Here is a 25248-nt window from a genome sequence, read left to right as displayed (position 1 = left end):
GATGATTGAGTATGAAAGTCTTGCGCAGGCCAACCGCGCGCTGATGGAAGAGTTGGAGTCGGTTGCTTCCCGTGTCATTCGTTCCGGGTGGTACATACTTGGGAATGAGGTCTCTTCATTCGAAGCTGAATTCGCGGCCTTTGCGGAAAGCAAGCATTGCGTAAGCGTAGCCAATGGTCTGGATGCGCTGATCCTGTCGATCGAAGCGCTCGATCTGCCGAAAGGCAGCGAGATCATGGTCGCCTCCAATACCTATATAGCCACTATTCTGGCAATTCTTCGTGCGGGCCACAAACCCGTTCTGGTAGAGCCCGAACGCGAAACCTTCAATATCGATCCGGAGCGCCTTCTTGCGGCGCTCACACGCAAGACGCGGGCAATCTGCGTAACGCATCTTTTCGGCAAAGCCTGTCGGATGACCGAGATCGCCGCGTTTGCAAGCGAGCATGGTCTCAAGGTGATCGAGGATTGCGCGCAGTCTCATGGTGCGCGCTATGATGGCAAGTTGACCGGCACCTTTGGAATTGCCGGCTGCTTCAGCTTCTACCCGACCAAGAATCTTGGAGCTCTCGGAGATGCGGGCGCGATCGTCACGGATGATGACGAATTTGCAGATCGCTTGAGGCACATGCGCAATTATGGCTCGAAGAAAAAATACGAGAACGTCTATATCGGTGTAAATTCCAGACTGGATGAGATGCAGGCGGCATTCCTGCGGGTCAAGCTGCGTTACCTCGATCAGGTGACTGAACATAAGCGGGCACTGGCCGGCATCTATTTTGCCAATCTGCCCAAATGGCTCGCGCAACCGCTTCGTCGACCTGCCGAGTATGACGTGTTTCATATTTTCGGGATACGTCACCCGGCTCGCGACGAATTGCGCCAGTGGCTACTCGATAACGGGGTCAAGACCGAGATACATTATCCGATCGCGCCGCATAGGCAGAAGGCAATGCAAGGTATTCTTTCCGGCGATTATCCCATTGCCGATGAGCTGCATGCCACCGAGCTGAGCCTGCCGATTTCGGCCGGGCATAGCAGCGATGAGATCGAGCGCGTCTGCAGCCTTCTTGCGGCGCTCCCGGAGAAGCTGAAGTTGTCGGCATGACAGAACATCTGAAAGGATCGGTCTCGGCGCGTGAGGATGACGATTGGGATATCGTTATCAAGCCTTCGAAGGGCAATACGCCGGATCTCAGCCTTGTCTGGCAATATCGCGATCTCGTCTGGATGTTTTTCAAGCGGGACTTCACGACCTTTTACAAACAGACCATTCTCGGGCCTGTCTGGTACATCATTCAGCCGTCACTGACGGCGATGACCTATTATGTCGTGTTCGGAAAAATCGCCAATCTTTCCACGGATGGCCTCCCGCCCTTCTTGTTTTACATGTCGGGCACCATCATCTGGAGCTATTTTTCCGCCTGTCTGACCAATAACTCCGAGGTCTTCTCGAAGAACGCCAATCTGTTCGGAAAGGTTTATTTTCCGAGGCTTGTGGTGCCACTGTCTGTTGCGATGAGCGGCCTTGTCGCCTTTGCGATCCAGTTCCTGCTCTTGTTGACGGTTTCCATTGGCCTGAAAATTGCCAATCCCGATCTGACCCTGAACTATTGGTTCCTGTTTCTGACGCCGCTGGTGCTGCTCTATATCGCCGTGCTGGGCATCGGTGCGGGGCTTGTCGTTTCGGCGCTGACGGTGCGTTTCCGAGATCTTGTCTACGCCGTCGGGTTCATGACGCAGCTCTGGATGTATGGTACGCCAATCGTGTACCCCTTCAGCCAGATCCCGGAACGGTATCATTGGTTTTATTACATCAATCCAATGACCACGCCGGTTCAAACCTTCCGCTGGGCGCTTTTTGACGCTCCCGCCTTGCCCGTCGGTCTTTGCCTCGCCAATCTTGCTGTGACGATGGCGATCACCCTATGTGGGTTGGCACTTTTTTCGCGCGCGGAAGCCAACGCGATGGATACCGTCTGATGAACGATATCGTTATTCGAGCGGAGCACGTCAGCAAGCTATATCGTCTTGGCGTGATCAATCACGGCACTCTCTATCGCGACCTTCAGAGTTGGTGGGCGAAGTGGCGCAACCTTCCGGATCCGAACGTTTCGGTATCCGATCATACGTCCGACCGCGGCGCGCAGTCGCGGCTGAAGGGAGACATCTTCCACGCGCTGGATGACGTCTCTTTCGAGGTCGGGCACGGCGAGATCGTCGGGATTATCGGCAGGAACGGCGCCGGAAAATCCACGCTGTTGAAGGTGATGTCGCGTATCACCATGCCTAATTCGGGCTTCATAGGGATACGAGGCAGAATTGCCAGCCTGCTTGAGGTTGGCACGGGTTTTCATCCAGAACTCACCGGCCGAGAGAACGTCTATCTCAACGGCGCCATCCTGGGCATGAGCCGTGCCGAGGTCAGATCGAAATTCGATGAAATCGTCGAGTTTGCCGAAATCGGCGAATTTATCGACACGCCGGTGAAGCGCTATTCGTCGGGCATGTATGTCCGCCTGGCCTTCTCCGTCGCGGCGCATCTCGAGCCGGAAATACTCTTGGTCGACGAGGTATTGGCCGTCGGCGACGTCAACTTCCAGAATAAATGCATGGGGCGCATGCAGGAAGTCACGAAGGCTGGCCGAACGATTATCTTTGTCAGCCACAACATGACGGCGATCAGCAGCATCTGCCCGAAATCGATCCTGATGGCCGACGGCAAAGTCGCTGCGATGGGCGATACCGCCGATGTGATAAAAGCCTATCTCGACCGACCGGAATTCGGCGGCACGGCAATTTACTCGGTCAATCCCGAGGACGTCGATGGAAAGGCGGTCATATGCCGTGTTGCGGTACTGAACGAGAAGGACGAGGTTTCCGGAACGGTGGAACTGTCCAAGGGCTTCTCCGTCGAGGTCGAATACGAGTTGAGGGAGCCTCTCTCCGGCCTCTCGGTCGGAATGCAGATCATGATGGAGGATGGCTATACGCCCCTCGTCAGCCTTTCCGATCCCGAGCTCGACGTCGGGCGCCTCGACGCCCGGCCAGCCGGTTATTATCGAGCCCGCGTCAAATTTCCCGGATGTCTTCTCAACACCGGCACGTTCTACGTGCGGCTGGGCATATCGAGCCGGTTCTCGATATATTCCGTCGCCGAGGGTATCCGGTTCGACGTGGAGGACAATGTCGGAATTATCCAGATGCTGGGTCAGCAACGGAAGCCGTCGATTTCGGCCATCCAGCTGCCTTGGGAAGTGGAGAAGCTTTTCCTGCGTGATTCTGAGGGTGTTTTGAAATGAAGAGAGCGCTTGTCACCGGGGCAGATGGGTTTATCGGTTCGCATCTTGTCGAGACTCTGGTCAGATCGGGCGTCGAAGTCCGTGCCCTTTGCCAATACAACTCGTTTTCCAGCTGGGGCTGGCTGGACCAATCGGAATATCGCGGCCATTTCGAGGTGGTCCTTGGGGACGTCCGCGATCCCGCGCAGATGCGCGCCGTCGCTAGAGGTGTCGACACGATCTTTCATCTCGCCGCTCTGATCGCCATTCCCTATTCCTATCAGGCACCCTCAAGCTACATCGATACGAATGTGCATGGGACGCTGAACGTCCTTCAAGGGGCTCTCGACGCCGGTGTCGGAAGGGTGATCCAGACTTCGACGAGCGAAGTCTACGGCACGGCGCGTTTTGTGCCGATCAGCGAAAGCCACCCGCTGCAGGCGCAGTCGCCCTATTCGGCTTCCAAGATCGGCGCCGATGCGATCGCCTACAGCTATCATTCGAGCTTTGATCTGCCGGTGACCATCGCACGGCCTTTCAACACCTTTGGCCCGAGACAATCGGCAAGGGCGGTTATTCCGACCGTGATTTCGCAGCTTCTGAGCGGACGGACGACCTTGAAACTCGGTGCGCTCTCACCCACGCGGGATTTCAATTTCGTGCAGGATACATGCGACGGCTTTCTGGCGCTCGCGGCTTGCGACCAAGCGATCGGGCAGACGGTCAATATCGGCTCCGGCAGCGAGATCTCGATCGGCGATACCGTTCAACTGATCGCCGACATCATCGGCATCAGCGTCGAGATCGAATGCGACGAACAGCGTTTGCGGCCGGCAAACAGCGAAGTGGAACGCCTCTGCTGCGACAACAGCCTGATCAGGTCCCTGACCGGATTTTCGCCGCGTTACAGCGTGGAAGATGGCCTGAAGGCAACGATCGAATGGCTGCGTCAGCCGCAGAATCTGGCGCGGTATAAGGCGGATATTTTCAATGTCTAGACGCGCAGTCATTCTGGCGGGGGGAATGGGAACGCGGTTGCGGCCCTATACCGTCGTCCTTCCAAAACCTTTGATGCCGATCGGCGATTATCCTATTCTCGAGGTCATCATTCGACAGCTGATATCGGGCGGATTTCAGCACATAACGCTTGCCGTCAACCATCAGGCGGAATTGATCAAGGCGTTTTTCCAGGATGGCGATAAGTGGGGCGTACGCATCGACTATTCGCTCGAGGACGAGCCGCTTGGCACGATGGGACCGCTCCGGTTGATCAAGGATCTGCCGGAGAATTTCCTGGTGATGAACGGCGACATCCTGACGGATCTCAACTATGCCGATTTTCACGATACCCATGTCCGTGACGGCAACATCTTCACGATCTCGTCCAAGACGCGGCAGCACCGCATAGACTACGGCGTTCTTGATACCAACGAGGCAGGACGCCTGACCGGCTTCCGGGAGAAGCCGACGGCCGAGTATAAGGTCAGTATGGGCGTCTACATGGTGTCTGCGGCGGCCGTCGAACATATACCGCAACGCGGTGCCTACGGCTTTGACCAGTTGATGCTCGATCTCCTGGCGGCAGGCAAACCGGCCACGGTGCGCGATTTTCAAGGCTACTGGCTCGATATCGGACGCCCCGACGATTATGCATTGGCGATCGAAGAGTTCGAAACCATGAAATCCAGGTTCTTGAATGGTTGATGCCATTGTCACCGGTGCGGGCGGCTTTCTCGGGAGGCGTCTGGTGGAGCGGCTTGAACGGGCCGGCGTTGACGTGCTTGCGCTTGACCGAACGCAGGGGGACATAAGCGAAGAGCGCCTTTGGCAGGATCTTCCGGCCGCGCGCACGCTGTTTCATCTTGCCGGCAGGACATTCGTTCCAGATAGCTGGACACAAGGCCCGAGCTTCACCGCCGCCAATGTTCTCGGTACGCAGCATGCTTTGAACTGGTGCAAGCGGCACAAGGCCAAACTCGTCTTCGCAAGCGCCTATGTTTATGGGGTGCCGGAACGGCTGCCGATCCACGAAAGCGATCCGGTCAAGCCGAATAACCCCTACGCGCTTTCCAAATATCTTGCCGAACAACTCTGCGAGTTCGCTGTCACATACGAGCAAATACCGGTGGTGGTATTGCGCCTTTTCAATATATATGGGGTTGGGCAGCGCCTGGAATTTCTGATACCGACGCTTCTGCATCAGATACGAACGAAGCAGGAAATACAGGTCATGGACCTCAGCCCGCGGCGGGACTATGTCTTCGTTGACGATGTCCTGAGCGCCTTCGCCAAAGCCATGGACGTGGCCGAAGGCTACCACTGCATCAATATCGGGTCGGGAACGTCGTATTCGGTGCAGGAAATCATCGATATCTTGCAGAAGGCGGCCGGCACTGATCTACCTGTTGTGTCGTCTTGCGCTGTTCGGCGGAATGAAATACCTGACGTGCGGGCGGATATTACGCGGGCTCGCGCCGTTCTTGGATGGCAGCCGGAGTGGGATCTGCCGGCCGGCATCGGCGTGATGATGAAGGAGTCGTAAATTGAACGAGCGTTACGTTCCGATCAACAAGGGCAACTACTCGATGGACACGGACGAGCGCGAAGCCGCGTTCGACAGGTTCCGTGGCGAGGGATGGGAAGCCGAATACGCGGATTACCGTCGCAAGTGGTCGGAATATGCCCTGAACCAGCAGGTTTCGGACTACCCGCTGCTCGTCGATCTCGAGCTGGCGTCGATCTGCAATCTGCGTTGCCCGATGTGCTATACGATCAGCGACGAGTTCAAGAAGAGCGTTAACACGACCCGGATGGACTGGGACCTTTATTGCCGCATCATCGATGAGATCGGCGGCAAGGTTCCTGCGATCCGTCTGTCGCTGCGCGGCGAGGCGACGTTGCACAAGCGTTTCGCGGACTGTGTGCGCTATGCCAAGGACCACGGGATCAAGGAAGTCTCGACCCTCACGCATGGTTTTAAGCTCAACAGAGACTATTTCGCCCAGCTCGTCGATGCCGGTATCGACTGGATCACCGTTTCTATCGACGGCACCGGTGAGACCTATGAGAAGATCCGCAAGCCGATCAAGTTCCAGGCTCTGCTCGACAAGATCAAGGACATAAAGAAATACAAGGATGAGCGCGGTCTCCATCGTCCTGTCATCAAGGTGCAGGGCATTTGGCCGGCGATCCGGGAAAATCCTGATCTCTATTACGAGACCTTCGCGCCTCATGTGGATCTCGTCGCCTTCAATCCGCTGATCGATTATCTCGGCAAAGATTCCGATATCGCCTATCTCAACAACTTCACCTGCCCGCAGCAATACCAGCGCCTAGTAATCGGTGCCGACGGATTGGTCATGAAGTGCTCGAACGACGAGGAGAACCGTGAGGTTATCGGCGATGCGAACACCGAAACCGTGCACCAGATATGGCACGGGGAAAAAATGAACGCGGTGCGCGCGCTGCACAAGGAACCGCAGGGTTTCCTGAAAAGCGAGGTCTGCCGCAGGTGCTACCTGCCGAGAGAGACCAATGACGAAACCGCTCAGATTTGCGGCAGACAGGTCATTGTCCGGAATTATGTCGATCGGAACCAGGAAATCGGGCGATAATCGGCTGAAATACGCGCGCAGCGGCAACCTTTTCAGGTCGACATTTATCGGGCCTGGGGCAAAGGCCATGCTGCCAAGGGCGCGAGGCAAATTGCCGGTCGTGATTACAGGGAGTAACAGATGTTCCGCAACTATCGGCCTGATCGCTGCTATATCATAGCCGAGATCGGCGGCAACTTTACAACGTTCGATCAGGCAAAGCTCCTGATTGACGAGGCAAAGGCGTCAGGGGTCGATGCTGTCAAGCTCCAGACTTACCGGGCAGAAACACTGTCGAGCCGGAATGCCATGTTTGACATGGAAAACACCGGCGTTACCTCGCAGTTCGAACTTTTCCGTAAATATGAAATCAGCCACGAACTGCATGAGGCCGTTTTCCGCTATGCCGAGGAGCGCGGGCTGGATTGGTTTTCGTCTCCTTCGCACGAGACGGATGTCGATCTCCTGGAGAGATGCGGAGTTGGGGCCCATAAGGTGGGCTCGGACGACGCGGTCAACATTCCTTTTCTTCGCTATCTGGCAAAGACGGGCAAGCCGATCATCCTGTCGACGGGCATGTCCACACTAGACGAAGTTCGGGAATCCGTTGCCGCAATCAAGGAAGCTGGCAACGACAAGCTCATTCTGCTGCATGCCATCACGAGTTATCCGACGCATCCGGAAAATGTGAACCTGCGGGCGATGCAGACGATGATGGAGACGTTTCCGGATCTCGACGTTGGTTATTCCGACCATACGCTGACGCCTGTCGCAAGCCTTTGTGCGGCGGCAATGGGTGCCCGCGTGATAGAGCGGCATTTCACCTACGACAAAGCCGCCGACGGTCCCGACCACATGCTTTCGGCCGATCCGGCGGAAATGAAATGGCTTGTGGATGCGATCCGCGCCTTCGAGATCATGAAAGGCAGCGGCCGCAAAGAACCGGCTGCAAGCGAGGCGACGACCAGGCTGAACAACCGCAAGAGCATCGTTGTCAGCCGACCGCTCAAAGCTGGCCATGTCATCTCCGCCGGCGACATCTCGGTCAAACGGCCGGGGACGGGGATAGAACCTAAACATCTCGAAACTCTTGCCGGGCGACGACTGGTTAAGGATCTCGACGGCGACGCGGTTCTCCATTGGAGCGATCTGGCGTGACGCTTGGGATCGTTATCCAGGCGCGGATGGGATCGACGCGGCTGCCGGGAAAAGTGCTTCGCGACATTTCCGGAAAGCCGCTTCTCGGACATGTCCTTGATCGGCTTCAGATGTTGAAGCGCCCGGCCAAGGTTGTCGTTGCGACATCGTCCGCCAGCGAGAACGATGTTATCGAAGGCTGGTGCCTTGAGCATGGCGTCAGTTGCTTTCGCGGCGACGAAACCGATGTTCTCGATCGTTATTTTCAATGCGCGAAATCGCTTGGGATGTCGGATATCGTGCGGTTGACCGCAGATAATCCTTTCACCGACATCGAAGAACTCGAGAGGCTGATCGATCTGCACCAAAAGCAGGGATTCGATTACACACATGCCTTTGGCCAGTTGCCTATCGGCGTCGGCGCCGAGATATTTACCTTCGAAGCCCTATCGCGCAGCCACCGCGAGGGGAAGCTGCCGCACCATCGCGAACACGTGAATGAATACTTCACCGATCGGCCCGAACTGTTCAAGATCGGTCAGCTCGATGTGCCCTCGGCCAAGATTTCTCCGGCGCTGCGCCTGACGGTGGATACTGAGGAAGATTGGAGCCGCGCCCGTGCGCTCGCAGCGCAGGCGGGTGGAAATTGGCTCGGGACGGAAGAAGCGATCAGACTATGTTCGTCTTCTGCATAGAAAGTTCACATGCACGCGGCATGGGTCATCTCTTTCGGTCGCTGACGCTCGCCACCGAATTGCGTTCACGCGGTTATCGGATCCGTTTTTTGGCGAACGACCATCCGAATTCGTTGAGAATCATCCGGGAGCGCGGGTTTGACCTGGCGCTTTATGAGCTCGCCGCCGTAACGGGATGGGAGAAGGATTTTCTCGACGCCTCTGCTCCGTCTCCGGTCTGGATCAACGACCGCCTCAATACGCAGCGGTTCCATAGCGAGACGATCAAGCGCCTGGGCGCCAAGCTTGTTACCTTTGATGATCGTGGTGATGGCGCGGCACTTGCGGACCTGAATATCTGCGCTCTCCTGTTCGAGAAGACGGAGGGTCTCAAAGGCAGGGATGTGCGGCTGGGGGTGGAGTACATGATACTCAATCCCGAAATCGCCAGGTATCGCCGAGTTCGGGAAAAGCTTGCATCGATACTTGTCACGCTCGGCGGCGCCGATACTTACGGAGTGACGGTTCGCGTCGCCAGATGGCTGAGCAGAAAGCCCTTTCCTGTCACCATCGTAACAGGCCCGAGCTTCCAGCACATGGCGGAGCTTGAAGAGGTCGTCGCGGCGGCTGCGCCGGATCGGTTCAGATTGCTGAACCAGGTGCCGTCGCTTGCGGCGGAGATGTACGGGCACGATCTGGCGATTACCGGGGGCGGTCTCACACCCTTCGAAGCGTGTGCGGCCGGTCTGCCCTGCATCGTGGTCGCAAACGAGCCTTTTGAAATCCCGGTCGGTCGGGCGCTCGAGGAGCTTGGAGCAGCGTTTTTCGCCGGTCATCACTCCGCTTTTGATCTCGGCATCCTGGAAAAGGCAATTCCCATCAGGAGCATGAGTGAGACCGCCATGACCAAGGTCGACCTTGGCGGGGTTGGCCGAGTCGCTGATTTGCTGGAAAGATTGGCTGCATGACCCTGACAGTGGTGATCCATCAACCGGATTTTGCATCCTATCTAGGCTTTTTTCAGCGTTTCCTGAATGCCGACCTCTACATCGTTCTGGATCACGTTCAGTTCGTCCACGGCACGAGCAAAAGCTGGACGCACCGTGACAAGATAAAGACGGCACAAGGCGACCGCTGGCTCACCGTCGGAATCAGAAAGCCAAGCTTCGGTACACCGATCAATGCGGTGGAACTGGCACCCGGCACCGGATGGATAGACCAGAACCTTTCGCTGCTGCGTGAAAACTATCGCAAGTCCGCCGGCTGGAGCGAAGTCTTTCCCCGCATCGAAGCCCTTTACGGCAAGCGGTTCGACCTCTTGGCCGATTTCAATATGCATTTCCTCGACGGTATTCTGGATATGCTTGAAATCACCATGCCGATGGTGCAATCGAGCACTCTAAGCCCCGAGGGTCACAGGAACGAGTTGCTTGTCGAATTGCTGGGCAAAGTGGGAGCGACGCGTTATCTCTCGGGTCTCGGCGCGCGCGACTATATGCGGCCGGAACTGTTTGCGGCAGCCGGAATCGAGATCGAATGGCAGCAATTCGTCCATCCGGTTTATCCACAGCCGTTCGGCGATTTCATTCCCTATCTCAGTATTCTCGACACACTGCTGAATTGTGGTATTGCAGGCACGCGTGACCTGCTCTGGAGTTGCAAATGAATATTCTCGCGATCGGTGCCCATTTTGACGACGTTGAGCTCGGCTGCGGTGGTGCATTGGCGCGCCACACAGCAAACGGCGACACCGTTTACGTCTATGTCGCGACCGTATCCGGCTTTTCCAACCAATATGACCAGTCCGTGCGCAGCAGCCAGGTCGCCAGAGCGGAAGCGGATGCTGCGATGGAAATCCTCGGCGTCCACAAGATGTTCTGCGGCGAGTTCAAGACGCTCCAGATCGAGTTCGTCGACCCGCTGAATATCGAGATCCTCAAGCTGGTGCAGGATCTGAAGATCGATATGGTCTATACGCACTGGGTCGGCGACATCCACCATGACCACCTGGCACTGTCGCGCGCATCGCTGCACAGCTGCCGCCATGTGCCCCGCCTGCTGATGTATCGCAGCAACTGGTATCATTCGACCGTCGATTTCCGGGGGAATTTCTACGTCGACATTACCGCCCATTGGGATCAGAAGGAAAAAGCGATCCTTGCCCATGAATCCGAGATGGAGCGCACCGGGCGGAAATGGGTGAGCTTCTTCCGCAATGAAGCCGAGAACGCCGGCCAGCGCATCGGTGTCAAATACGCTGAAGTCTTCGAGGTGGTGAAGTGGCTTCAGCCTTGAAGAAGGTCATGACCTTCGCCTCCATGCTGCTTCCATACGGCGTGCATGAATTGAGGCGCAGACATAAACAGCGGGCCGAACTCTCCGGACCCATTCTGCAGACTTTGAAGGCCAATCGAAAGCTGGCGGGACGTCATCAGGGCCGGCGCTGCTTTATCGTGGGTAACGGTCCTAGTGTGAAGGCCTTGGATCTGACGGTGCTTGAAGGGGAGACCGTAATAAGCGTATCGAATGGTTATCTTCATGCCGGCTTTATGCGCTTCGCACCGAAATACCATGTCGTTCCGCAGATAACCTATGGCACCATGACTGAGGATCAGGTTGCGCGCTGGTTTACCGAGATGCATGAAAATCTTGGTGAGGCAGACCTGTTTCTGAACGAAACCGAAGCCGGCATCGTCGCCGAGCGCAAACTGTTTGCCGGTCGTAAAGTGCACTACGTAGCTCTTCGAACGAGTTTCGACGAAATCAGTGACACTTCCATTATCGACATTGCAAAGCCGATACCACGGATCGATTCTGTTCCGGTGCTCGCTTTGATGATCGCCATGCATATGGGCTTCGAAAATATCGTCCTGCTCGGCGTCGATCACGACAGCTGGCGAAGCGGATATTATACCTATGCCTTCGATTTGAAGACACAAGCCGATACGGATTTCTCGGTAACTTCCGAAGGGAAGATCCTGTCCCCTAACTACGACACATTTCAAAGCCTTGCCCGTCTCTGGCGCCAGTATCGCCGGCTGGCGACGATCGCCTCCGCCAACGGCATCCGCATAATTAATGCAGGGATAGGCGGCGAACTCGATGAGTTCGAACGGATACCGCTGAACCTGCTGCTCTCGCAAGACAAGGTGCAGTGATATGCGCGCTCGTATCTTTTCGCTGGTGCGCCGTTTTTTTAAACCCAGGGATCCACCCGGCCTTCAAGGCCAAACCGGTTACATCGGTGAATTCCCAACTTGGGAAGAAGCAAAGGCAGGCTTGCCCGGCTATTCAGATCCGAACATCGCACAGAGAGTCGCTTACGGCACGACCGAAGTCCTGAGTGGACGGAAGGCTTACGAACGCGATTCGATTACGTTCGAGACCAGACAATATGCTTTCCCGATCGCAACTGCCCTTTTATGGGCTTCGAATGGGCGCGGCGCGCTTAACGTTCTTGATTTCGGAGGTGGGCTCGGCACGACCTTTTTCCAAAATCGGCCCTTCCTGCAGGCTGTTTCTCAGATCAATTGGGTGATCGTTGAGCAACAGACGTTTGTTGAACAAGGAAAACATCTATTCCGAGATAGCCAAGTTAGCTTCTATTCTGATATGCGCCAAGCGTTGGCGACGGAGATCCCGGATATAGTCCTTTTCTCTAGTTCCCTACAATACGTCGAGAGGCCTTACGATATCCTGGAGGCCGTAAAAGCTTCAAAGGTCCCGATGGTTGTGTTTGACAGAACGTTGTTTTCAGGCTGCCTAGACGACGCCCTGACGCGCCAACATGTATCGGCTGATATATTCTCTGCTGTCATACCGACGTGGATTTTCAGTGAATCCAAATTTCTAAATTACATGGAGTCGAGCTACACGCTCGTCTCAAAATTTCCAGCGTCCTGTTCCACGGTCGAAAATGATCGAGAAAATCGGAACCTGCAGGAGTCCGGTTATTTGTTCGTGCTGAACGGTTCGCAATACGATGTTGCCCTGCAGTCGCCCAAAATCAGCGAGAATAAAGAATGAGTTCATTGGAAAACCATCCCCAATCCTGCCCATTGTGTGCGGGAAAGCAAATCGGATTGCACCGCTGGTTCGACGTGGACGTTTTGAAAGCGGATTGGCAGAAGGGGTTTGGCTTTGAACCGTTCAGTCGGCTTGGCATTGAGGGCGTAGCGCATCAGTTTCGGTGTTTCGACTGTGACTTGAGATTTTTCGACCCCGCAACGACGCTGGCGGGAGACGGTGAGTTTTATAATGAACTTTCGAGCCGCTTTTCCTGGTATTACGAGAAGGACAAATGGGAGTTTGACGTCGCGGCGGAAATTCTCGCCGGTCTAGACGGGATAAAGAGGGTGTTGGAGGTCGGCTGCGGCCAAGGCCACTTCCTCGTTCGAATCAAGAATCGCTACGACGTGAAGGGCTTGGAATTCAACCCTCAGGCGATTGCCGATTGCAGAGCCATCGGCCTTGACGTTACCAGCGAGGCGATGGAGACACTAGGTGAAGGCTGTTTCGACGTTGTCTCGGCGTTCGAGGTTCTGGAGCATTTGCCTGCGCCACGCGAATTCATTGAACAGTCCTTGCGGCTTTTGAGGCCGGGCGGCTACCTGTTGTTCGCAGTACCTGATCCGGAAGGATATTTCACAGAGGCCGAAAAAGTTCTTCTCGATATGCCTCCCCACCACGTAATGGGCTTTTCGAAGAAAGCCTTCAAGAACATGGAGGCCCTCTTCTCCCTCAAGTTGGAGCAGGTCCATCAAGAGCCTCTTCGCTTTGCACACTATAGATCTTATTTGGGTAATTTCCTTGCTCCTCCGCCTCCGCCGCGAAAGCCGAGCCTACTCGATCGCGTCCTTTATCGATTGTTCGGCTATCAGAAGGAGCGTGATGTCGAATTAAAGAGGCTCGGGGAGAGAGTCACGGAAATGCAAATGGCAACGACCTTTCAGAGCGCCAAAGACAAGCTGGTGGGTCAAACACATCTTGTCCTGCTTCAGAAGCAATAGGTTCTCGCGCTGCAATGATCGTGTATGTCCTGATCCCGGTTTTTAATCGTCTCGAACACACAAGGCGTGTTCTCACTTCTCTGCGTGCTCAGAGCATTGCACCGAAACTGAGGATGATAGTCGTCAACGACGGTTCGACCGATCGAACGGCGGAGTATCTACAGTCGCAGGGCGACGTGGTTGAAATCCGGGGCGACGGCAATCTTTGGTGGGGAGGAGCCATCGAGGAAGGGCTGAAACGCGTGCTTCCGTCGTCTCAGGCGGAAGATTACATCCTGTTCCTCAATAATGATACGTGGTTTGGCGATCATTATATTGAAACCTTGATCCGAACGTCGAAGGAAAATGGTGACGCCGCGGTCGGAAGCGTCATCCATGAAGAGGGACGTGACCCACCTTTGGTCAGTATCGGGGCTAAGGTCAACATCAACAGGCTTGCCGTATGGGACCTGCTCTCGGAATTGAATGAAACGGAAAAACGGTCGCCCAACAGCCACTATCGCGTCGATGCGTTGAGTGGCCGGGGAACGCTCTATCCTGCGCATCTGTTTAGGAAATATGGCGGCATGCGGCCGTCGCTTCTGCCGCACTACATGGCTGACTACGAAATCGCCATGCGTTTCGCCCGCGCAGGCGTGCCACTGGTTGTCAGCAGCAATGCAATCGTCTATTCGCCTCCGATATATGGAAATGATACGTCCAGACTTTCATGGTGGAAGCAGTTCTTCGGTAGGCGTTCGCCTCATAACGTGTTTCAGCGCCTGATTTTTTATTCGCTTGTCGGCACACCGGTGCAACGCATGACCGCACCTGTTCGAATGGCGTATTTCTCGTGTAGCCGCGCGTTTTCGACGTGGAGGTCATTGGCGAAACAAAAGGAAGGAATGATATGAGCGGCGGCCAGCATCAGCAATGCATCGCGTGCGGATCGAAGATGCGAACTTTTATCGAGCGGATCAGCGACGACCGATACGGCTGCCCCGGAGTTTATGCGATAGACCGATGCGTTTCCTGCGGTCACATGTCGACCGCGCCACGCCTGACAGAAGAAGATCTGCCCGCGCTCTACAGCAACTATTATCCCCGTCGTGAGATCGACTTCGTTGCGCTGGAGAAAGAGGCTGCGCTCGTCCAAAGACCGCTCGCCGGATTTCGCCGATGGATAGCCGGGACCGATAACCAGGGGCATTATCTTGCCAAGCCGGGGCAAAAGGTGCTCGATATCGGCTGCGGCTCGTGTCTCTCTCTTCTGGAGATGCGTACGCTTGGTGTCGACTGCTGGGGGATCGAGGCTGATCCGAACGTGCGAACGATCGCCGAGAAATATGCCTTACGCGTTCATATCGGCAATATCTATGATGTGCCATTCCACGACCAGAAGTTCGATCTCATCGTGCTGAACCAGGTCATCGAACATGTGCCCGATCCGCTCGCGATGCTTGCGGCTCTGAAAGGCCGTCTCAACAGCGGCGGACGCGTCATATTGGCCTTTCCGAATACGGGTTCCTTTCACCGTAAACTGTGGAAGGAGCGCTGGATCAACTGGCACATTCCATACCATCAGAACCATTTCAATCGAACTTCTTTTGCTCTGCTTGCGCGGAAATCCGGTTACGATGTCGAGCGGATCAGGACCATCACTCCCAATCTCTGGTCGGTGCTTCAGCTCAGGACCTCGCGGGAGCAGCGCCAGGAAGGAAAGGCGTCCAATACCTGGTCGGAAAGCGACAATTCTCAGATGCCGCCGAGCCTTATTCAAAAACTTCGCAACGTCGCTGTTTCGCGCGGCGCACGCCTTGCAGGTGTCATGATGGGATTTGGGAACCGGGCTCTGGATGCGATGGGGCAGGGCGATAGTCTGTTGGTAGAACTCCGTCTTTCCGCTCCAAGGAACTAGGATTTTAACGCCATGCGGATTGCCGTGTTCGATACCTACTATTCCCGATTTCTGACGATGCATTATCGTCGCAATCGGGATTTGAGGTCGGCTTCCTCCGAAAAGCAGACGGCTTCCCTGCTCGAGGCAGCGTTCGGGACGTCCGATTTCTATTCACGCCACTTGAAGGACCAGGGTTGCGAGGTCCTCGATATCATCGGCAATTGTGTTCCGCTTCAATCGGCCTGGGCAGAAGAGAACAGTGAGCCGTTCAGCCCATGGGCGATGAAGCTTCCGCATCGGTTTTTCAGGTTGCCCTATGTCGGGGCGCGCCTGGCGGCACTCCCCGGTTTGCTTGAGGTCGCGATGGCGCGCGTCCGCGCGTTCAAGCCGGATGTGCTCTATTGCCAGGATCTCAGCTTTTTCCCACCTCATGCGTTGATTGAGCTGAAAAAGACGGTGCCACTCATCGTGGGCCAGATCGCTTGTCCGTTGCCGCCGGACGGCTTTTTGCGTCCCTATGATCTCATTCTGACGTCCTTTCCCCATTTTGTGCCCCGGTTCCACGAGATGGGCATAAAATCCGAATATTTCCGGATCGGCTTTGATACCCGGGTGCTGGATATTCTCGGGAATGTCCCCCGCGACGTACCCGTGAGCTTCGTCGGCGGCATAAGCCGTCATCATGGCAAGGCGATCCCGCTGCTCGAACATCTTGCCAATACCACGCCGATACAGTTTTTCGGCTACGGCGCCAGGACGCTTCCGCGCTCATCTCCAATTCGAAAACGTCATAACGGCGAAGTTTGGGGCCCGGACATGTATCGCGCTCTGGCCCGCAGCCGGATCACGCTTAACCGGCATATCAACGTTGCCGAAAACAATGCCAACAATATGCGGCTTTACGAGGCGACGGGTGTCGGATCGTTGCTCATAACCGATAGGAAAGACAATCTCGGTGAGATTTTCGAGGTCGGCAAGGAAGTGGTTGTCTATTCCAGCCCTCAGGAAGCCGCGGAACTTATCCGCTATTACATGGAACACCCCGACGAGGCTGACCTTATCGCGAAGGCCGGTCAGGCTAGGACACTGAAGGATCACACCTACAAGTCGCGAATGAACGAGTTGGCGTCGATTCTTGATAGACATCTGGAGGAACGGGGCTGATGTCGTTTATTCATGCGACTCTCAACCGCTTCCCAGTGTTGAAGCGCCGGTTGAAAAGATTGCGTGAACAACTGATGCCTGCGGCATCGGTGTCCTCGCACTACGTCGAAATAGATTCAGCTCGGCGAGACAGCGAAAGCACGCGTCTGGCTGCATCCTGGAAAGCGAGTGATCTGCCTGCGCGTCAGAGAGCTCTCGTCGAGCGCCAGTTGAAGGAATATCGCGGTGGCGCTTCCATCGATGTATTCGATGTTTTTACCTCTGCGCTCCGTAAGATCGACAATCTGCCGGCTGCCGGTTCATTGCTCGAAATCGGTTGTTCCAGCGGATATTACTCCGAGGTTTTGGAGGTAAATGGCCTACCGTTGCGATATCACGGCTGCGATTATTCCAATGCGTTCATCGATATGGCGCGCAGCCTCTATCCAGTACTATCGTTCGATGTGGAGGATGCAACGCGGCTCAGCTATAAGGATGATGCGTTTGATGTCGTGGTTTCGGGATGCTGCCTGTTGCATATTCCGAACTTTCAAACGGCGATTGCCGAAAGCGCTCGCGTCGCCAAGGAATACGTCATTTTTCACCGCACACCTGTCGTCTATGGCGAACCGACCAAGTATTTCCGTAAGCAGGCCTATGGCGTCGAGACCATCGAGATCCATTTTTCGGAACCGGAGCTATTGGAGAGCTTTCGGGTTCATGGCCTGGAAGTGCAATCCACCTTTACGCTAAATGAGAGCGCGGATCCGCGTGACAGTAGCAAGGGCAATGCCAACCGCACCTATTTGTGCAGGAAACAATCCCCGTTATGACGAATTACTTCTGCACCCTTTTCGACAGCGGCTATCTCATCAAGGGGATGGCGATGATGGAGAGCCTCGTCCAGTGGTGTCCAGATGCGCATGTTTTTGTGCTCTGCATGGATCAGAAGGCGCAGGAGATACTGACTGCATTCAATAGATCCCACATCACCTGCATCCCACTCGCCGATCTGGAGACGCCCGAACTGTTGGAGGCAAAGAAATCGCGCGGTGTCGCCGAATATTGCTGGACTTTGTCGCCCTGTCTTCCAACCTTCGTGCTGCAGCAGCATCCAGAGATCGATTTCATCACCTATCTCGACTCTGACTTGCTATTCTATTCACCGATCCGCCCGATCCTGGACGAAATCGGCGACAGTTCGATCGCAATCATCGAGCACCGTTTTGCTCCTCGGCTGCAGGACAGGGAAGTGAACGGTCGTTTCTGTGTAGAATGGGTGAGCTTCCGGCGCGACGAAGAGGGGATGCGTTGCCTTGCTCGCTGGCGCGAGCAGTGCATTGAGTGGTGCTACTATCGCCTCGAAGACGGCAAAATGGGCGACCAAAAATATTTGGACGAGTGGCCTGTCCTGTATCCGAAGTGCCACATTATCGCGCACCCAGGAGCGGGAATTGCGCCATGGAATTATGAGAAGCTGCATTTCGCCGAGGATGCTTCAGGTCAGATATTGGTCGAAGGCGTGCCGTTGATCTTCTATCATTTTCATCAGTTTCAATTGCTGGCAGACGGCGGTTTCGACAGGCTGTCCGCATTCTACACTTCGGTCTGCAGGGAGCCCGAAGCTGTCTATGCGGCCTATGAGACCGCACTCGTGCGAGCGCTCGCGGAAATAAGAACGATCTCACCAGGCTTCTCCGGCGGCCTTCGCGAGGCCTCCGCTGTCGCGAGGCGTAGATGGGCGCAGCGCTACGTTCCATTCGCAGTCAAGCGCGTCCTGCACCGCCTCCTGCGTTATTGACGCAGTGCAGCCTTGAGGGTCGAAAATCAAGGACGTCAGCATGACTATTGATACTGACGTTCGATCCATTGGCGGTAGCTGCCGCTTGTGACGTTCTCGACCCATGCTTGGTTGGCGAGATACCACTCGACCGTTTTGCGAATGCCCGTATCGAACGTCTCGCTCGGGTGCCAATCCAGTTCACGCTCGATTTTGGCCGCATCGATGGCGTAGCGGCGATCATGGCCGGGGCGGTCTCGCACAAAAGTGATTTGTGACTTGTAGCTTGCCCCGTTTGGCAGAGGCCTCAATTCGTCGAGGATATCGCAGAGCGTATTGACCACCAATAGGTTGGTCAGCTCGTTTCTGCCGCCGACATTATAGGTCTCTCCGATCCTTCCGTTCTCCAGAACGCGCCGAATCGCGCTGCAATGGTCCTTGACGAACAGCCAGTCGCGAACTTGCATTCCGTCCCCGTAGATCGGAATCTGTTTCTCTGCCAGCGCATTATGAATGACCAGGGGAATAAGCTTCTCCGGAAAATGATAGGGACCGTAGTTATTCGAACAGTTCGTCGTCAGAACCGGCAAGCCATAGGTGTGATGATAAGCGCGAACCAGATGATCGCTGGCTGCCTTGCTTGCGGAATAAGGACTGTTTGGTTCGTATTTGCGATGTTCGCTGAAGGCGGCTTCAGTGGGTGCAAGTGAACCGTAGACCTCGTCCGTCGACACATGGAGAAAACGAAAGCTCTCTTGGAAGGCTGCATCCTGCAGGGCGAGAAATCCGCGGACAGCCTCCAACAGCCGAAAAGTGCCGACGATATTCGTCTGGATAAATTCTTCGGGTCCATGGATCGATCGGTCGACGTGACTTTCGGCAGCGAAATTGAGGATTGCGCGGGGACGATGGGAGCGCAGCAGTTCTTCGACGAGATCGTAGTCCGCGATGCTGCCTTTGACGAAGAGATGGCGCGGATCATTCCAGATGGCGCCAAGGTTCTCCAGGTTGCCGGCATAGGTGAGGGCATCCAGGTTGATCACCGGCTCCTCATGAAGTGCAAGCCAGTCGAGCACGAAATTCGCGCCGATGAAGCCGGCGCCTCCCGTCACCAAGATCATCTTTTCCCCTTGCACATCTGATAAATAGAAAGCTGTAGTCTCATTGTGCCAGTCCGGCGTCAACCGCAGAGATCGACAATGCGCATTTCGCTAGACTCGGCTCGGCTGCATGGGGGTTGCACTCGTTCAGTCGTTTCCATAAACACGATCAGAAGATTGTATTGAAAGCGATGTGAAAAATGACAAAAACCGCGCTTATTACTGGGGTGACCGGTCAGGATGGTGCCTATTTGGCCGAATTGCTGCTGAGCAAAGGCTATACGGTGCACGGTATCAAGCGGCGGTCCTCGTCTTTCAACACCGGCCGCATCGAGCATATCTACCAAGATCCACATGAGGCAAATCCACGCTTCGTCCTCCACTATGGCGATATGATCGACTCGACCAACCTCCTGCGGATTGTGCAGCAGACGCAACCCGATGAGATCTATAACCTAGCCGCACAAAGCCATGTGGGCGTCAGCTTCGAAACGCCTGAATATACAGCGGATGCCGATGGTATCGGGACGTTGAGACTGCTCGAAGCGATTCGTATCCTGGGGCTCGAGGGAAAGACCCGATTCTACCAGGCATCGACGTCGGAACTCTACGGTCTTGTGCAGGAAGTGCCGCAGAACGAGAAGACGCCCTTTTACCCTCGTTCTCCCTATGCCGCAGCCAAGCTCTATGCCTACTGGATCGTCGTGAATTATCGCGAGGCCTACGGCATGCACGCATCCAACGGCATTCTGTTCAATCATGAAAGCCCGCTTCGCGGCGAGACGTTCGTCACGCGCAAGATCACGATGGCCGTGGCTGCCATCAGCCTCGGTCTTCAGGATAAGCTCTTCCTGGGGAACCTTGATGCCCAGCGCGACTGGGGCCATGCGCGCGAATATGTCGAGGGCATGTGGCTCATGCTGCAGCAGGACAAGCCGGATGACTACGTATTGGCGACGGGTGAGACGACGCGTGTCCGCCAGTTTGTCGAGTGGGCCTTTGCCGATGTCGGCATTGCCTTGGAATGGAAAGGATCTGGCGTCGACGAAAAGGGGTATGATGCCGCGTCCGGTGCGTGCCTTGTGGAAATCGATCCTCGGTATTTCCGCCCGACGGAAGTCGATCTTCTGCTCGGTGATCCGACCAAGGCGCACAAGAAGCTGGGCTGGCAGCACAAAACCCCGGTTCGTGAACTCGCCGCCGAAATGGTGCGCGAGGATGTCAAGCACTGGAAGGCTCTAAACAGCCGGAAAGAGATCTGAGTGTACGACTTATCCAACAAGAAGATCTGGGTTGCCGGCCATCGCGGTATGGTCGGCAGTGCTCTTGTGCGCCGGCTTCAATCGGAAGATTGCAACGTCATCACAGCTACGCGCCATGAGGTCGATTTGAAGCGGCAGGAGGAGGTCGAGAAATTTGTTGAAGCAAACCGGCCTGATGTGATCGTTCTCGCCGCTGCCAAGGTCGGCGGTATCCTCGCGAATGACAGCTATCCCGCAGAATTTGTCTATGACAATCTGATTATTGAAGCCAACATCTTCGAAGCCGCCCACCGCGGCGGAGTGGACCGGCTGTTGTTCCTGGGTTCGAGCTGCATCTATCCCAAGCTCGCTCCGCAGCCGATCCCCGAAGAGGCGCTGTTGACCGGTGCGCTTGAGCCGACCAACGAATGGTACGCGATCGCCAAGATCGCTGGTATCAAGCTCGCGGAAGCCTATCGTAAGCAATATGGTCGGGATTACATTTCAGCCATGCCGACCAATTTGTACGGCCCGGGCGATAATTTCGACCTGAATTCCAGTCATGTGCTGCCCGCGCTTATCCGCAAGGCGCATGCTGCGAAACTTCGCAAAGACCCGCATATGGTGGTCTGGGGCACAGGAACTCCGCGCAGGGAGTTTCTTCACGTCGACGATTGCGCCGACGCGCTGGTGTTTCTGCTTAAAGCCTATTCGGGTGCGCAGCACGTCAATGTCGGCTCGGGTACAGATCTCGAAATTATCGAGTTGACGCGGTTGGTCTGCCGCGTTGTCGGTTACGAGGGTGAGATCATTCATGATCTTTCCAAGCCCGATGGCACGCCGCGAAAGTTGATGAGCAATCAAAAGCTGCACGACATGGGCTGGAACCCGCGCATTTCGCTTGAGGATGGCATCCGCGCCACCTACGCTTGGTTCCTGGAATCCGAAAAGAGATCCGATCCTGCGGTCTGATATCGGGCCTGCGAGAACCAGTTTCTCTATGTTCCCGACCGAGAATGTCGGTGGAACGATGTCTGAGAACGCGCTAGCGCATCGTTCTTTCCGAAAATCGGAATTGATTTTCGGAAAGAGGCGCAGATTCTAAGAATTAGAGCGTCCCTTGTACTTCTGACAGGACGCGCAGCGCCCTCCATGCCGTGGGTTCGATCTAACGGCCCCGTTAGCGGCAGCGCAGTTCCTGTCGATTTCCAGAGGCGCAATCCATCCAGAATATCTTCACGACTCGGATTCAATATCTGCTTGATCAGTAAAATTGATTGGCTGGGGAACCTGGACTCGAACCAAGATTAACGGAGTCAGAGTCCGTCGTTCTACCATTGAACTATTCCCCAGCAGTTGCCGCCGAAGCATGGCTTGGCTGCTGTGCGGCGCTTATAACCAAAAGCGGGCGGATTGCAAATACCCGTTTTGAAAAAAATCGGTGCTGCGCGGAGGGTGCGAAACCGGCCGCAAATCCCCCGTCCAAAAAAGAATTTGGCGATTTCGGCAGGCGCTGATATCCTTGCGGCAACGCAAAAATCGAATGAGCGCCTGCTGCATACCTCAGGACTTGCGCGGCGCGGTGGAAAAACAACGTGGAAGACCCCGAAGGCGGCGCAAAGCCGCAATTTGACGGGGCGTCGGCGGCAGGGCGCAAGGACGGCAAGAAGTCCAGGCGCCGCAAGGGCAAGCGTGGCGGGCAATCCCGCACCGCGGCTCATCCCGCTTCGCATGAGCCATCCGGCGGTGCCGGACAGCCTGCGCGCCCGATGGAAGATGCGGCCGGCAATCCGGCCCGCAAGCGCAAGCGTCGCCGTCGTGGCGGCCAGGGTGCTGCGCAAGGCGGTTCATCTCATCCCCATGCCATGGAGCAGCCGCAAGCGGCGGTCAATGACGTGCGCTCAGAAGGCGAGCCGGCGCCGGGCCGGCGCAACCGCCGCAAACATCGCGGCAAGCGCGGTCTGCAGGGCCGGCCGCTGACGGCGGCAAAGTCTTCCCCGCCGCAGCAGGAGAGCCGCGCCGAAGAGACGGTGCGCATTTCAGCTCCGCGCGAAGCGCAAAACGGGCCAGCCGTCGGCCGCAAGGGCCGCGGCGATAGCCATCCCGGGTTTCACGGCGATCGCCAGGCCGGTGACTATACGTGGCCGGAAGAACTCTATGCCGCGCTCGATCTCGGCACTAACAATTGCCGTCTGCTCATCGCCCAGCCGACCCGCCCAGGTCAGTTCCGCGTCGTCGATGCCTTTTCCCGCATCGTGCGCCTCGGTGAGGGCCTTGCGGCCAGCGGCCGCCTGTCCGACGAGGCGATGGAGCGGGCGATCGAGGCGCTGAGGATCTGCGCCTCCAAGCTCAGAAACCGCGAGATCCGCCGCATGCGGCTGATCGCCACCGAAGCTTGCCGGCAGGCCGTCAATGGCGAGGAATTCCTCAGCCGGGTCGTTGCCGAAACCGGGCTCGAACTGGAAATCATCGATCGCGAGACCGAGGCGCGGCTTGCCGTCTCCGGCTGCTCCTCGCTGGTCGGGCGCGAGACGCGCTCGGTCGTGCTCTTCGATATAGGCGGCGGTTCGTCGGAAATTGCCGTCATCCGCATCGGCGACAATCGCTTCAGCCGGCTTGCCAATCACATCACCCATTGGACCTCGCTGCCGGTCGGCGTCGTCACGCTGTCGGAGCGTCACGGCGGGCGTGACGTCACGCCAGAGGTCTTCGAGGGCATGGTGCGCGAGGTCGAAGGCATGCTCGTCGGTTTCGACTGCCCGGAGATCGAGATCGCCCAGACCGGCGACTTCCATCTGATCGGCACCTCGGGCACGGTGACGACGCTTGCCGGCGTCCATCTCGACCTGCCGCGTTATGACCGGCGCAGGGTCGACGGCATCTGGCTGTCCGATGACGAGGTTTCCGCCATGCAGGCAAAACTTCTCTCCTGGGATTTCGAAAGTCGCGCTGCCAATCCCTGCATCGGGCCCGACAGGGCCGATCTGGTGCTGGCCGGCTGCGCCATCCTCGAGGCGATCCGCCGCCGCTGGCCGAGCCCGCGCATGCGCGTGGCCGATCGCGGCTTGAGGGAGGGCCTGCTCACCGACATGATGGCCGATGACGGCGTGTGGCGGCGAAACCGCAACCGCCGCGGCCAGCGCGCTAGATCCGGATGATTTTTGGCCCGGCCTGAAATTTGAATCCGGATCCAAGTCAATGAAATAGAGCATGATGACGTCCGAAAACCGCGCACACTTTTCGGCATCATGCTCTAAATAGGGGAAAGCATGACCAAGGCACCGATCGCGGGAAACCGCACCGGCCGCAAGCTCGGCCAGCGCGTCAAGAACAAGAAGATGAAGGCCTCGTCGCGCCAATGGCTGCAGCGCCACATCAACGATCCCTATGTGCAGCGCGCCCAGCTCGAGGGCTATCGCGCCCGCGCCGCCTTCAAGCTGCTGGAGATCGACGAGAAACACCATATTCTGCGAGGCGCCAAGCGTATCATCGATCTCGGTGCGGCACCCGGCAGCTGGTCGCAGATCGCCGCCAAGGTCACGGGCTCGACGGATCAGGATATCCGTGTCGCCGCGATCGATTTCCTCGAAATGGCCCAGTTGCCCGGTGTGAAGATCCTGCAGCTCGATTTCCTCGATCCCAGCGCGCCGGAAAAGCTGCTGGAAGCCGTCGGCGGCACGCCCGATCTTGTCATCTCGGACATGGCTGCCCCCACCACCGGCCACCACCGCACCGACCATCTGCGCACCATGCATCTCTGCGAAGTGGCGGCCCATTTCGCCATCGAGGTGCTGGGGGAGGGCGGGCATTTCCTCACCAAGACCTTCCAGGGCGGCACCGAACGTGAGCTGCTCGCCATGCTGAAGCAGAATTTCCGCCAGGTCGTCCACGTCAAGCCGAACGCCTCGCGCGCCGAATCGGTCGAGATGTTCCTGCTCGCCAAGGGGTTCAAAGGCCGCAAGCCGGAAGCTGAAGCAGAGCAAGCTTGATCTCGGGCCGATCCCGGCGGATGATGAGGACCTCATGCTTCTCTACGTCACGCTCGGAACCAACGACCTCGATCGCGCAGGGCATTTTTACGATGCCGTGCTGCCCGTGCTCGGCTATCGCCGACAGCACTATTCGCAGGAAGAGATCGGCTATTCCACGGACGGCGATACGCGCTGCCGATTCTGGGTGGTGACGCCCTTCAATCGTCGCCGGGCGACCTCGGGCAATGGCGCCATGGTCGCCTTCGCCGCCGAAACGCGTGCGGCGGTTGACGCCTTCCATGCCGCGGTGATCGCGGCCGGCGGAATGGATGAGGGCGGGCCGGGCCTCCGCTCCTATCACGCGCATTTTTACGCCGCCTATGTCAGAGATCTCGACGGCAACAAGCTCAGCGCCGTCTGCGAGAGCCCGCAATAGAAGC

Annotated in this window: 26 protein-coding genes and 1 tRNA gene; 25 read left to right on the top strand and 2 right to left on the bottom strand. The window is 56.6% G+C overall.

The window, feature by feature from the left end:
* The first annotated feature begins 1 nt into the window (after position 1).
* From GGD57_RS06835 to GGD57_RS06740, 20 genes are all read left to right on the top strand, one after another.
* The gene (locus GGD57_RS06835) at positions 2 to 1108 is read left to right on the top strand and encodes a DegT/DnrJ/EryC1/StrS family aminotransferase (RefSeq protein WP_184468583.1); all 1107 of its coding nucleotides are present in this window, start codon (positions 2 to 4) and stop codon (positions 1106 to 1108) included.
* Positions 1105 to 1983: an ABC transporter permease gene (locus tag GGD57_RS06830; protein ID WP_184468152.1), complete on the top strand. Its 879-nt coding sequence runs from the start codon at positions 1105 to 1107 to the stop codon at positions 1981 to 1983. The genes GGD57_RS06835 and GGD57_RS06830 overlap by 4 nt, the downstream gene beginning before the upstream one ends.
* Positions 1983 to 3302 (top strand): ABC transporter ATP-binding protein, encoded by a 1320-nt coding sequence (locus tag GGD57_RS06825; RefSeq protein ID WP_184468150.1) that lies wholly within the window; start codon positions 1983 to 1985, stop codon positions 3300 to 3302. The genes GGD57_RS06830 and GGD57_RS06825 overlap by 1 nt, the downstream gene beginning before the upstream one ends.
* Complete coding sequence (locus GGD57_RS06820; protein ID WP_184468148.1) at positions 3299 to 4279, top strand: NAD-dependent 4,6-dehydratase LegB; 981 nt, start codon at positions 3299 to 3301, stop codon at positions 4277 to 4279. Before GGD57_RS06825 ends, GGD57_RS06820 begins: the two co-directional genes overlap by 4 nt.
* Positions 4272 to 4985: a nucleotidyltransferase family protein gene (locus GGD57_RS06815; protein ID WP_184468146.1), complete on the top strand. Its 714-nt coding sequence runs from the start codon at positions 4272 to 4274 to the stop codon at positions 4983 to 4985. Before GGD57_RS06820 ends, GGD57_RS06815 begins: the two co-directional genes overlap by 8 nt.
* The gene (locus GGD57_RS06810; RefSeq protein ID WP_184468144.1) at positions 4978 to 5823 is read left to right on the top strand and encodes an NAD-dependent epimerase/dehydratase family protein; all 846 of its coding nucleotides are present in this window, start codon (positions 4978 to 4980) and stop codon (positions 5821 to 5823) included. The genes GGD57_RS06815 and GGD57_RS06810 overlap by 8 nt, the downstream gene beginning before the upstream one ends.
* A 1-nt stretch (position 5824) precedes the next feature.
* Positions 5825 to 6895 (top strand): radical SAM/SPASM domain-containing protein, encoded by a 1071-nt coding sequence (locus GGD57_RS06805; RefSeq protein ID WP_184468142.1) that lies wholly within the window; start codon positions 5825 to 5827, stop codon positions 6893 to 6895.
* 120 nt (positions 6896 to 7015) lie between these two features.
* The gene (locus tag GGD57_RS06800; RefSeq protein ID WP_184468141.1) at positions 7016 to 8032 is read left to right on the top strand and encodes an N-acetylneuraminate synthase family protein; all 1017 of its coding nucleotides are present in this window, start codon (positions 7016 to 7018) and stop codon (positions 8030 to 8032) included.
* Positions 8029 to 8706, top strand: a complete 678-nt coding sequence (locus GGD57_RS06795; protein ID WP_184468139.1) for a cytidylyltransferase domain-containing protein — start codon at positions 8029 to 8031, stop codon at positions 8704 to 8706. The genes GGD57_RS06800 and GGD57_RS06795 overlap by 4 nt, the downstream gene beginning before the upstream one ends.
* On the top strand, positions 8688 to 9653 hold the full coding sequence (locus GGD57_RS06790; protein WP_184468137.1) for a glycosyl transferase: 966 nt from the start codon (positions 8688 to 8690) through the stop codon (positions 9651 to 9653). Before GGD57_RS06795 ends, GGD57_RS06790 begins: the two co-directional genes overlap by 19 nt.
* Positions 9650 to 10351 carry a WbqC family protein gene (locus GGD57_RS06785; RefSeq protein ID WP_184468135.1) on the top strand — a complete coding sequence of 234 codons (702 nt, stop codon included), beginning with the start codon at positions 9650 to 9652 and terminating at the stop codon, positions 10349 to 10351. Before GGD57_RS06790 ends, GGD57_RS06785 begins: the two co-directional genes overlap by 4 nt.
* Positions 10348 to 10980, top strand: a complete 633-nt coding sequence (locus GGD57_RS06780; protein ID WP_064826994.1) for a PIG-L deacetylase family protein — start codon at positions 10348 to 10350, stop codon at positions 10978 to 10980. The genes GGD57_RS06785 and GGD57_RS06780 overlap by 4 nt, the downstream gene beginning before the upstream one ends.
* 8 nt (positions 10981 to 10988) lie before the next feature.
* Positions 10989 to 11843 carry a hypothetical protein gene (locus tag GGD57_RS06775; RefSeq protein ID WP_246713572.1) on the top strand — a complete coding sequence of 285 codons (855 nt, stop codon included), beginning with the start codon at positions 10989 to 10991 and terminating at the stop codon, positions 11841 to 11843.
* Position 11844: 1 nt separating this feature from the next.
* A complete protein-coding gene (locus tag GGD57_RS06770; protein WP_184468130.1) occupies positions 11845 to 12711 on the top strand; it encodes a methyltransferase, TIGR04325 family in 867 nt (288 codons plus the stop codon).
* A complete protein-coding gene (locus tag GGD57_RS06765) occupies positions 12708 to 13694 on the top strand; it encodes a class I SAM-dependent methyltransferase (protein ID WP_184468128.1) in 987 nt (328 codons plus the stop codon). Before GGD57_RS06770 ends, GGD57_RS06765 begins: the two co-directional genes overlap by 4 nt.
* A 14-nt stretch (positions 13695 to 13708) precedes the next feature.
* On the top strand, positions 13709 to 14587 hold the full coding sequence (locus GGD57_RS06760; RefSeq protein ID WP_184468126.1) for a glycosyltransferase family 2 protein: 879 nt from the start codon (positions 13709 to 13711) through the stop codon (positions 14585 to 14587).
* Entirely contained in the window at positions 14584 to 15591 is a 1008-nt protein-coding gene (locus GGD57_RS06755; protein WP_184468124.1) for a class I SAM-dependent methyltransferase, read from the top strand. Before GGD57_RS06760 ends, GGD57_RS06755 begins: the two co-directional genes overlap by 4 nt.
* Positions 15592 to 15603: 12 nt before the next feature.
* Positions 15604 to 16737, top strand: coding sequence for a CgeB family protein (locus GGD57_RS06750; RefSeq protein ID WP_184468122.1), 1134 nt, complete (start codon positions 15604 to 15606; stop codon positions 16735 to 16737).
* Complete coding sequence (locus GGD57_RS06745) at positions 16737 to 17549, top strand: class I SAM-dependent methyltransferase (RefSeq protein ID WP_184468120.1); 813 nt, start codon at positions 16737 to 16739, stop codon at positions 17547 to 17549. The genes GGD57_RS06750 and GGD57_RS06745 overlap by 1 nt, the downstream gene beginning before the upstream one ends.
* The gene (locus GGD57_RS06740; RefSeq protein ID WP_184468118.1) at positions 17546 to 18517 is read left to right on the top strand and encodes a hypothetical protein; all 972 of its coding nucleotides are present in this window, start codon (positions 17546 to 17548) and stop codon (positions 18515 to 18517) included. The genes GGD57_RS06745 and GGD57_RS06740 overlap by 4 nt, the downstream gene beginning before the upstream one ends.
* Before the next feature lie 44 nt (positions 18518 to 18561).
* On the opposite strand, the gene rfbB is transcribed toward GGD57_RS06740, so the two are convergent.
* Positions 18562 to 19617, bottom strand: a complete 1056-nt coding sequence (gene rfbB, locus GGD57_RS06735) for a dTDP-glucose 4,6-dehydratase (protein ID WP_184468116.1) — start codon at positions 19615 to 19617, stop codon at positions 18562 to 18564.
* A gap of 179 nt (positions 19618 to 19796) precedes the next feature.
* Between rfbB and gmd the strand changes: the two genes are divergently transcribed.
* Together gmd and fcl are read left to right on the top strand one after the other, a co-directional pair.
* A complete protein-coding gene (gene gmd, locus GGD57_RS06730; protein WP_184468114.1) occupies positions 19797 to 20858 on the top strand; it encodes a GDP-mannose 4,6-dehydratase in 1062 nt (353 codons plus the stop codon).
* On the top strand, positions 20859 to 21809 hold the full coding sequence (fcl, locus tag GGD57_RS06725) for a GDP-L-fucose synthase (RefSeq protein ID WP_184468112.1): 951 nt from the start codon (positions 20859 to 20861) through the stop codon (positions 21807 to 21809).
* Positions 21810 to 22115: 306 nt separating this feature from the next.
* Here the strand turns inward: fcl and GGD57_RS06720 are convergent.
* Positions 22116 to 22189 (bottom strand) — tRNA-Gln (locus tag GGD57_RS06720).
* Between the two features lie 243 nt (positions 22190 to 22432).
* On the opposite strand from GGD57_RS06720, the gene GGD57_RS06715 reads away from it, so the two are divergent.
* From GGD57_RS06715 to GGD57_RS06705, 3 genes are all read left to right on the top strand, one after another.
* Entirely contained in the window at positions 22433 to 23995 is a 1563-nt protein-coding gene (locus tag GGD57_RS06715; RefSeq protein ID WP_184468110.1) for a Ppx/GppA phosphatase family protein, read from the top strand.
* A 111-nt stretch (positions 23996 to 24106) separates the two neighbouring features.
* Positions 24107 to 24826: an RlmE family RNA methyltransferase gene (locus tag GGD57_RS06710; RefSeq protein WP_184468108.1), complete on the top strand. Its 720-nt coding sequence runs from the start codon at positions 24107 to 24109 to the stop codon at positions 24824 to 24826.
* A 34-nt stretch (positions 24827 to 24860) separates the two neighbouring features.
* On the top strand, positions 24861 to 25244 hold the full coding sequence (locus tag GGD57_RS06705; RefSeq protein ID WP_184468107.1) for a VOC family protein: 384 nt from the start codon (positions 24861 to 24863) through the stop codon (positions 25242 to 25244).
* Positions 25245 to 25248: the final 4 nt, after the last annotated feature.

This window comes from Rhizobium esperanzae (genome assembly GCF_014197615.1).
Lineage (GTDB): Bacteria > Pseudomonadota > Alphaproteobacteria > Rhizobiales > Rhizobiaceae > Rhizobium > Rhizobium esperanzae_A.
This window is presented reverse-complemented; position numbering and strand designations above follow the sequence as displayed.

What these genes read in the sequence shown, in the direction of transcription:
- GGD57_RS06705 (WP_184468107.1), top strand. Translation starts at nt 24,861, where the DNA reads ATGCTTCTCTACGTCACGCTCGGAACCAACGACCTCGATCGCGCAGGG.
- GGD57_RS06785 (WP_184468135.1), top strand. Translation starts at nt 9,650, where the DNA reads ATGACCCTGACAGTGGTGATCCATCAACCGGATTTTGCATCCTATCTA.
- GGD57_RS06830 (WP_184468152.1), top strand. Translation starts at nt 1,105, where the DNA reads ATGACAGAACATCTGAAAGGATCGGTCTCGGCGCGTGAGGATGACGAT.
- GGD57_RS06800 (WP_184468141.1), top strand. Translation starts at nt 7,016, where the DNA reads ATGTTCCGCAACTATCGGCCTGATCGCTGCTATATCATAGCCGAGATC.
- GGD57_RS06755 (WP_184468124.1), top strand. Translation starts at nt 14,584, where the DNA reads ATGAGCGGCGGCCAGCATCAGCAATGCATCGCGTGCGGATCGAAGATG.
- GGD57_RS06810 (WP_184468144.1), top strand. Translation starts at nt 4,978, where the DNA reads ATGGTTGATGCCATTGTCACCGGTGCGGGCGGCTTTCTCGGGAGGCGT.
- GGD57_RS06780 (WP_064826994.1), top strand. Translation starts at nt 10,348, where the DNA reads ATGAATATTCTCGCGATCGGTGCCCATTTTGACGACGTTGAGCTCGGC.
- GGD57_RS06760 (WP_184468126.1), top strand. Translation starts at nt 13,709, where the DNA reads ATGATCGTGTATGTCCTGATCCCGGTTTTTAATCGTCTCGAACACACA.
- GGD57_RS06815 (WP_184468146.1), top strand. Translation starts at nt 4,272, where the DNA reads ATGTCTAGACGCGCAGTCATTCTGGCGGGGGGAATGGGAACGCGGTTG.
- GGD57_RS06770 (WP_184468130.1), top strand. Translation starts at nt 11,845, where the DNA reads ATGCGCGCTCGTATCTTTTCGCTGGTGCGCCGTTTTTTTAAACCCAGG.
- GGD57_RS06790 (WP_184468137.1), top strand. Translation starts at nt 8,688, where the DNA reads ATGTTCGTCTTCTGCATAGAAAGTTCACATGCACGCGGCATGGGTCAT.
- GGD57_RS06740 (WP_184468118.1), top strand. Translation starts at nt 17,546, where the DNA reads ATGACGAATTACTTCTGCACCCTTTTCGACAGCGGCTATCTCATCAAG.
- GGD57_RS06825 (WP_184468150.1), top strand. Translation starts at nt 1,983, where the DNA reads ATGAACGATATCGTTATTCGAGCGGAGCACGTCAGCAAGCTATATCGT.
- GGD57_RS06750 (WP_184468122.1), top strand. Translation starts at nt 15,604, where the DNA reads ATGCGGATTGCCGTGTTCGATACCTACTATTCCCGATTTCTGACGATG.
- GGD57_RS06765 (WP_184468128.1), top strand. Translation starts at nt 12,708, where the DNA reads ATGAGTTCATTGGAAAACCATCCCCAATCCTGCCCATTGTGTGCGGGA.
- gmd (WP_184468114.1), top strand. Translation starts at nt 19,797, where the DNA reads ATGACAAAAACCGCGCTTATTACTGGGGTGACCGGTCAGGATGGTGCC.
- GGD57_RS06710 (WP_184468108.1), top strand. Translation starts at nt 24,107, where the DNA reads ATGACCAAGGCACCGATCGCGGGAAACCGCACCGGCCGCAAGCTCGGC.
- GGD57_RS06745 (WP_184468120.1), top strand. Translation starts at nt 16,737, where the DNA reads ATGTCGTTTATTCATGCGACTCTCAACCGCTTCCCAGTGTTGAAGCGC.
- GGD57_RS06820 (WP_184468148.1), top strand. Translation starts at nt 3,299, where the DNA reads ATGAAGAGAGCGCTTGTCACCGGGGCAGATGGGTTTATCGGTTCGCAT.
- GGD57_RS06775 (WP_246713572.1), top strand. Translation starts at nt 10,989, where the DNA reads ATGACCTTCGCCTCCATGCTGCTTCCATACGGCGTGCATGAATTGAGG.
- rfbB (WP_184468116.1), bottom strand. Translation starts at nt 19,617, where the DNA reads ATGATCTTGGTGACGGGAGGCGCCGGCTTCATCGGCGCGAATTTCGTG.
- GGD57_RS06835 (WP_184468583.1), top strand. Translation starts at nt 2, where the DNA reads ATGATTGAGTATGAAAGTCTTGCGCAGGCCAACCGCGCGCTGATGGAA.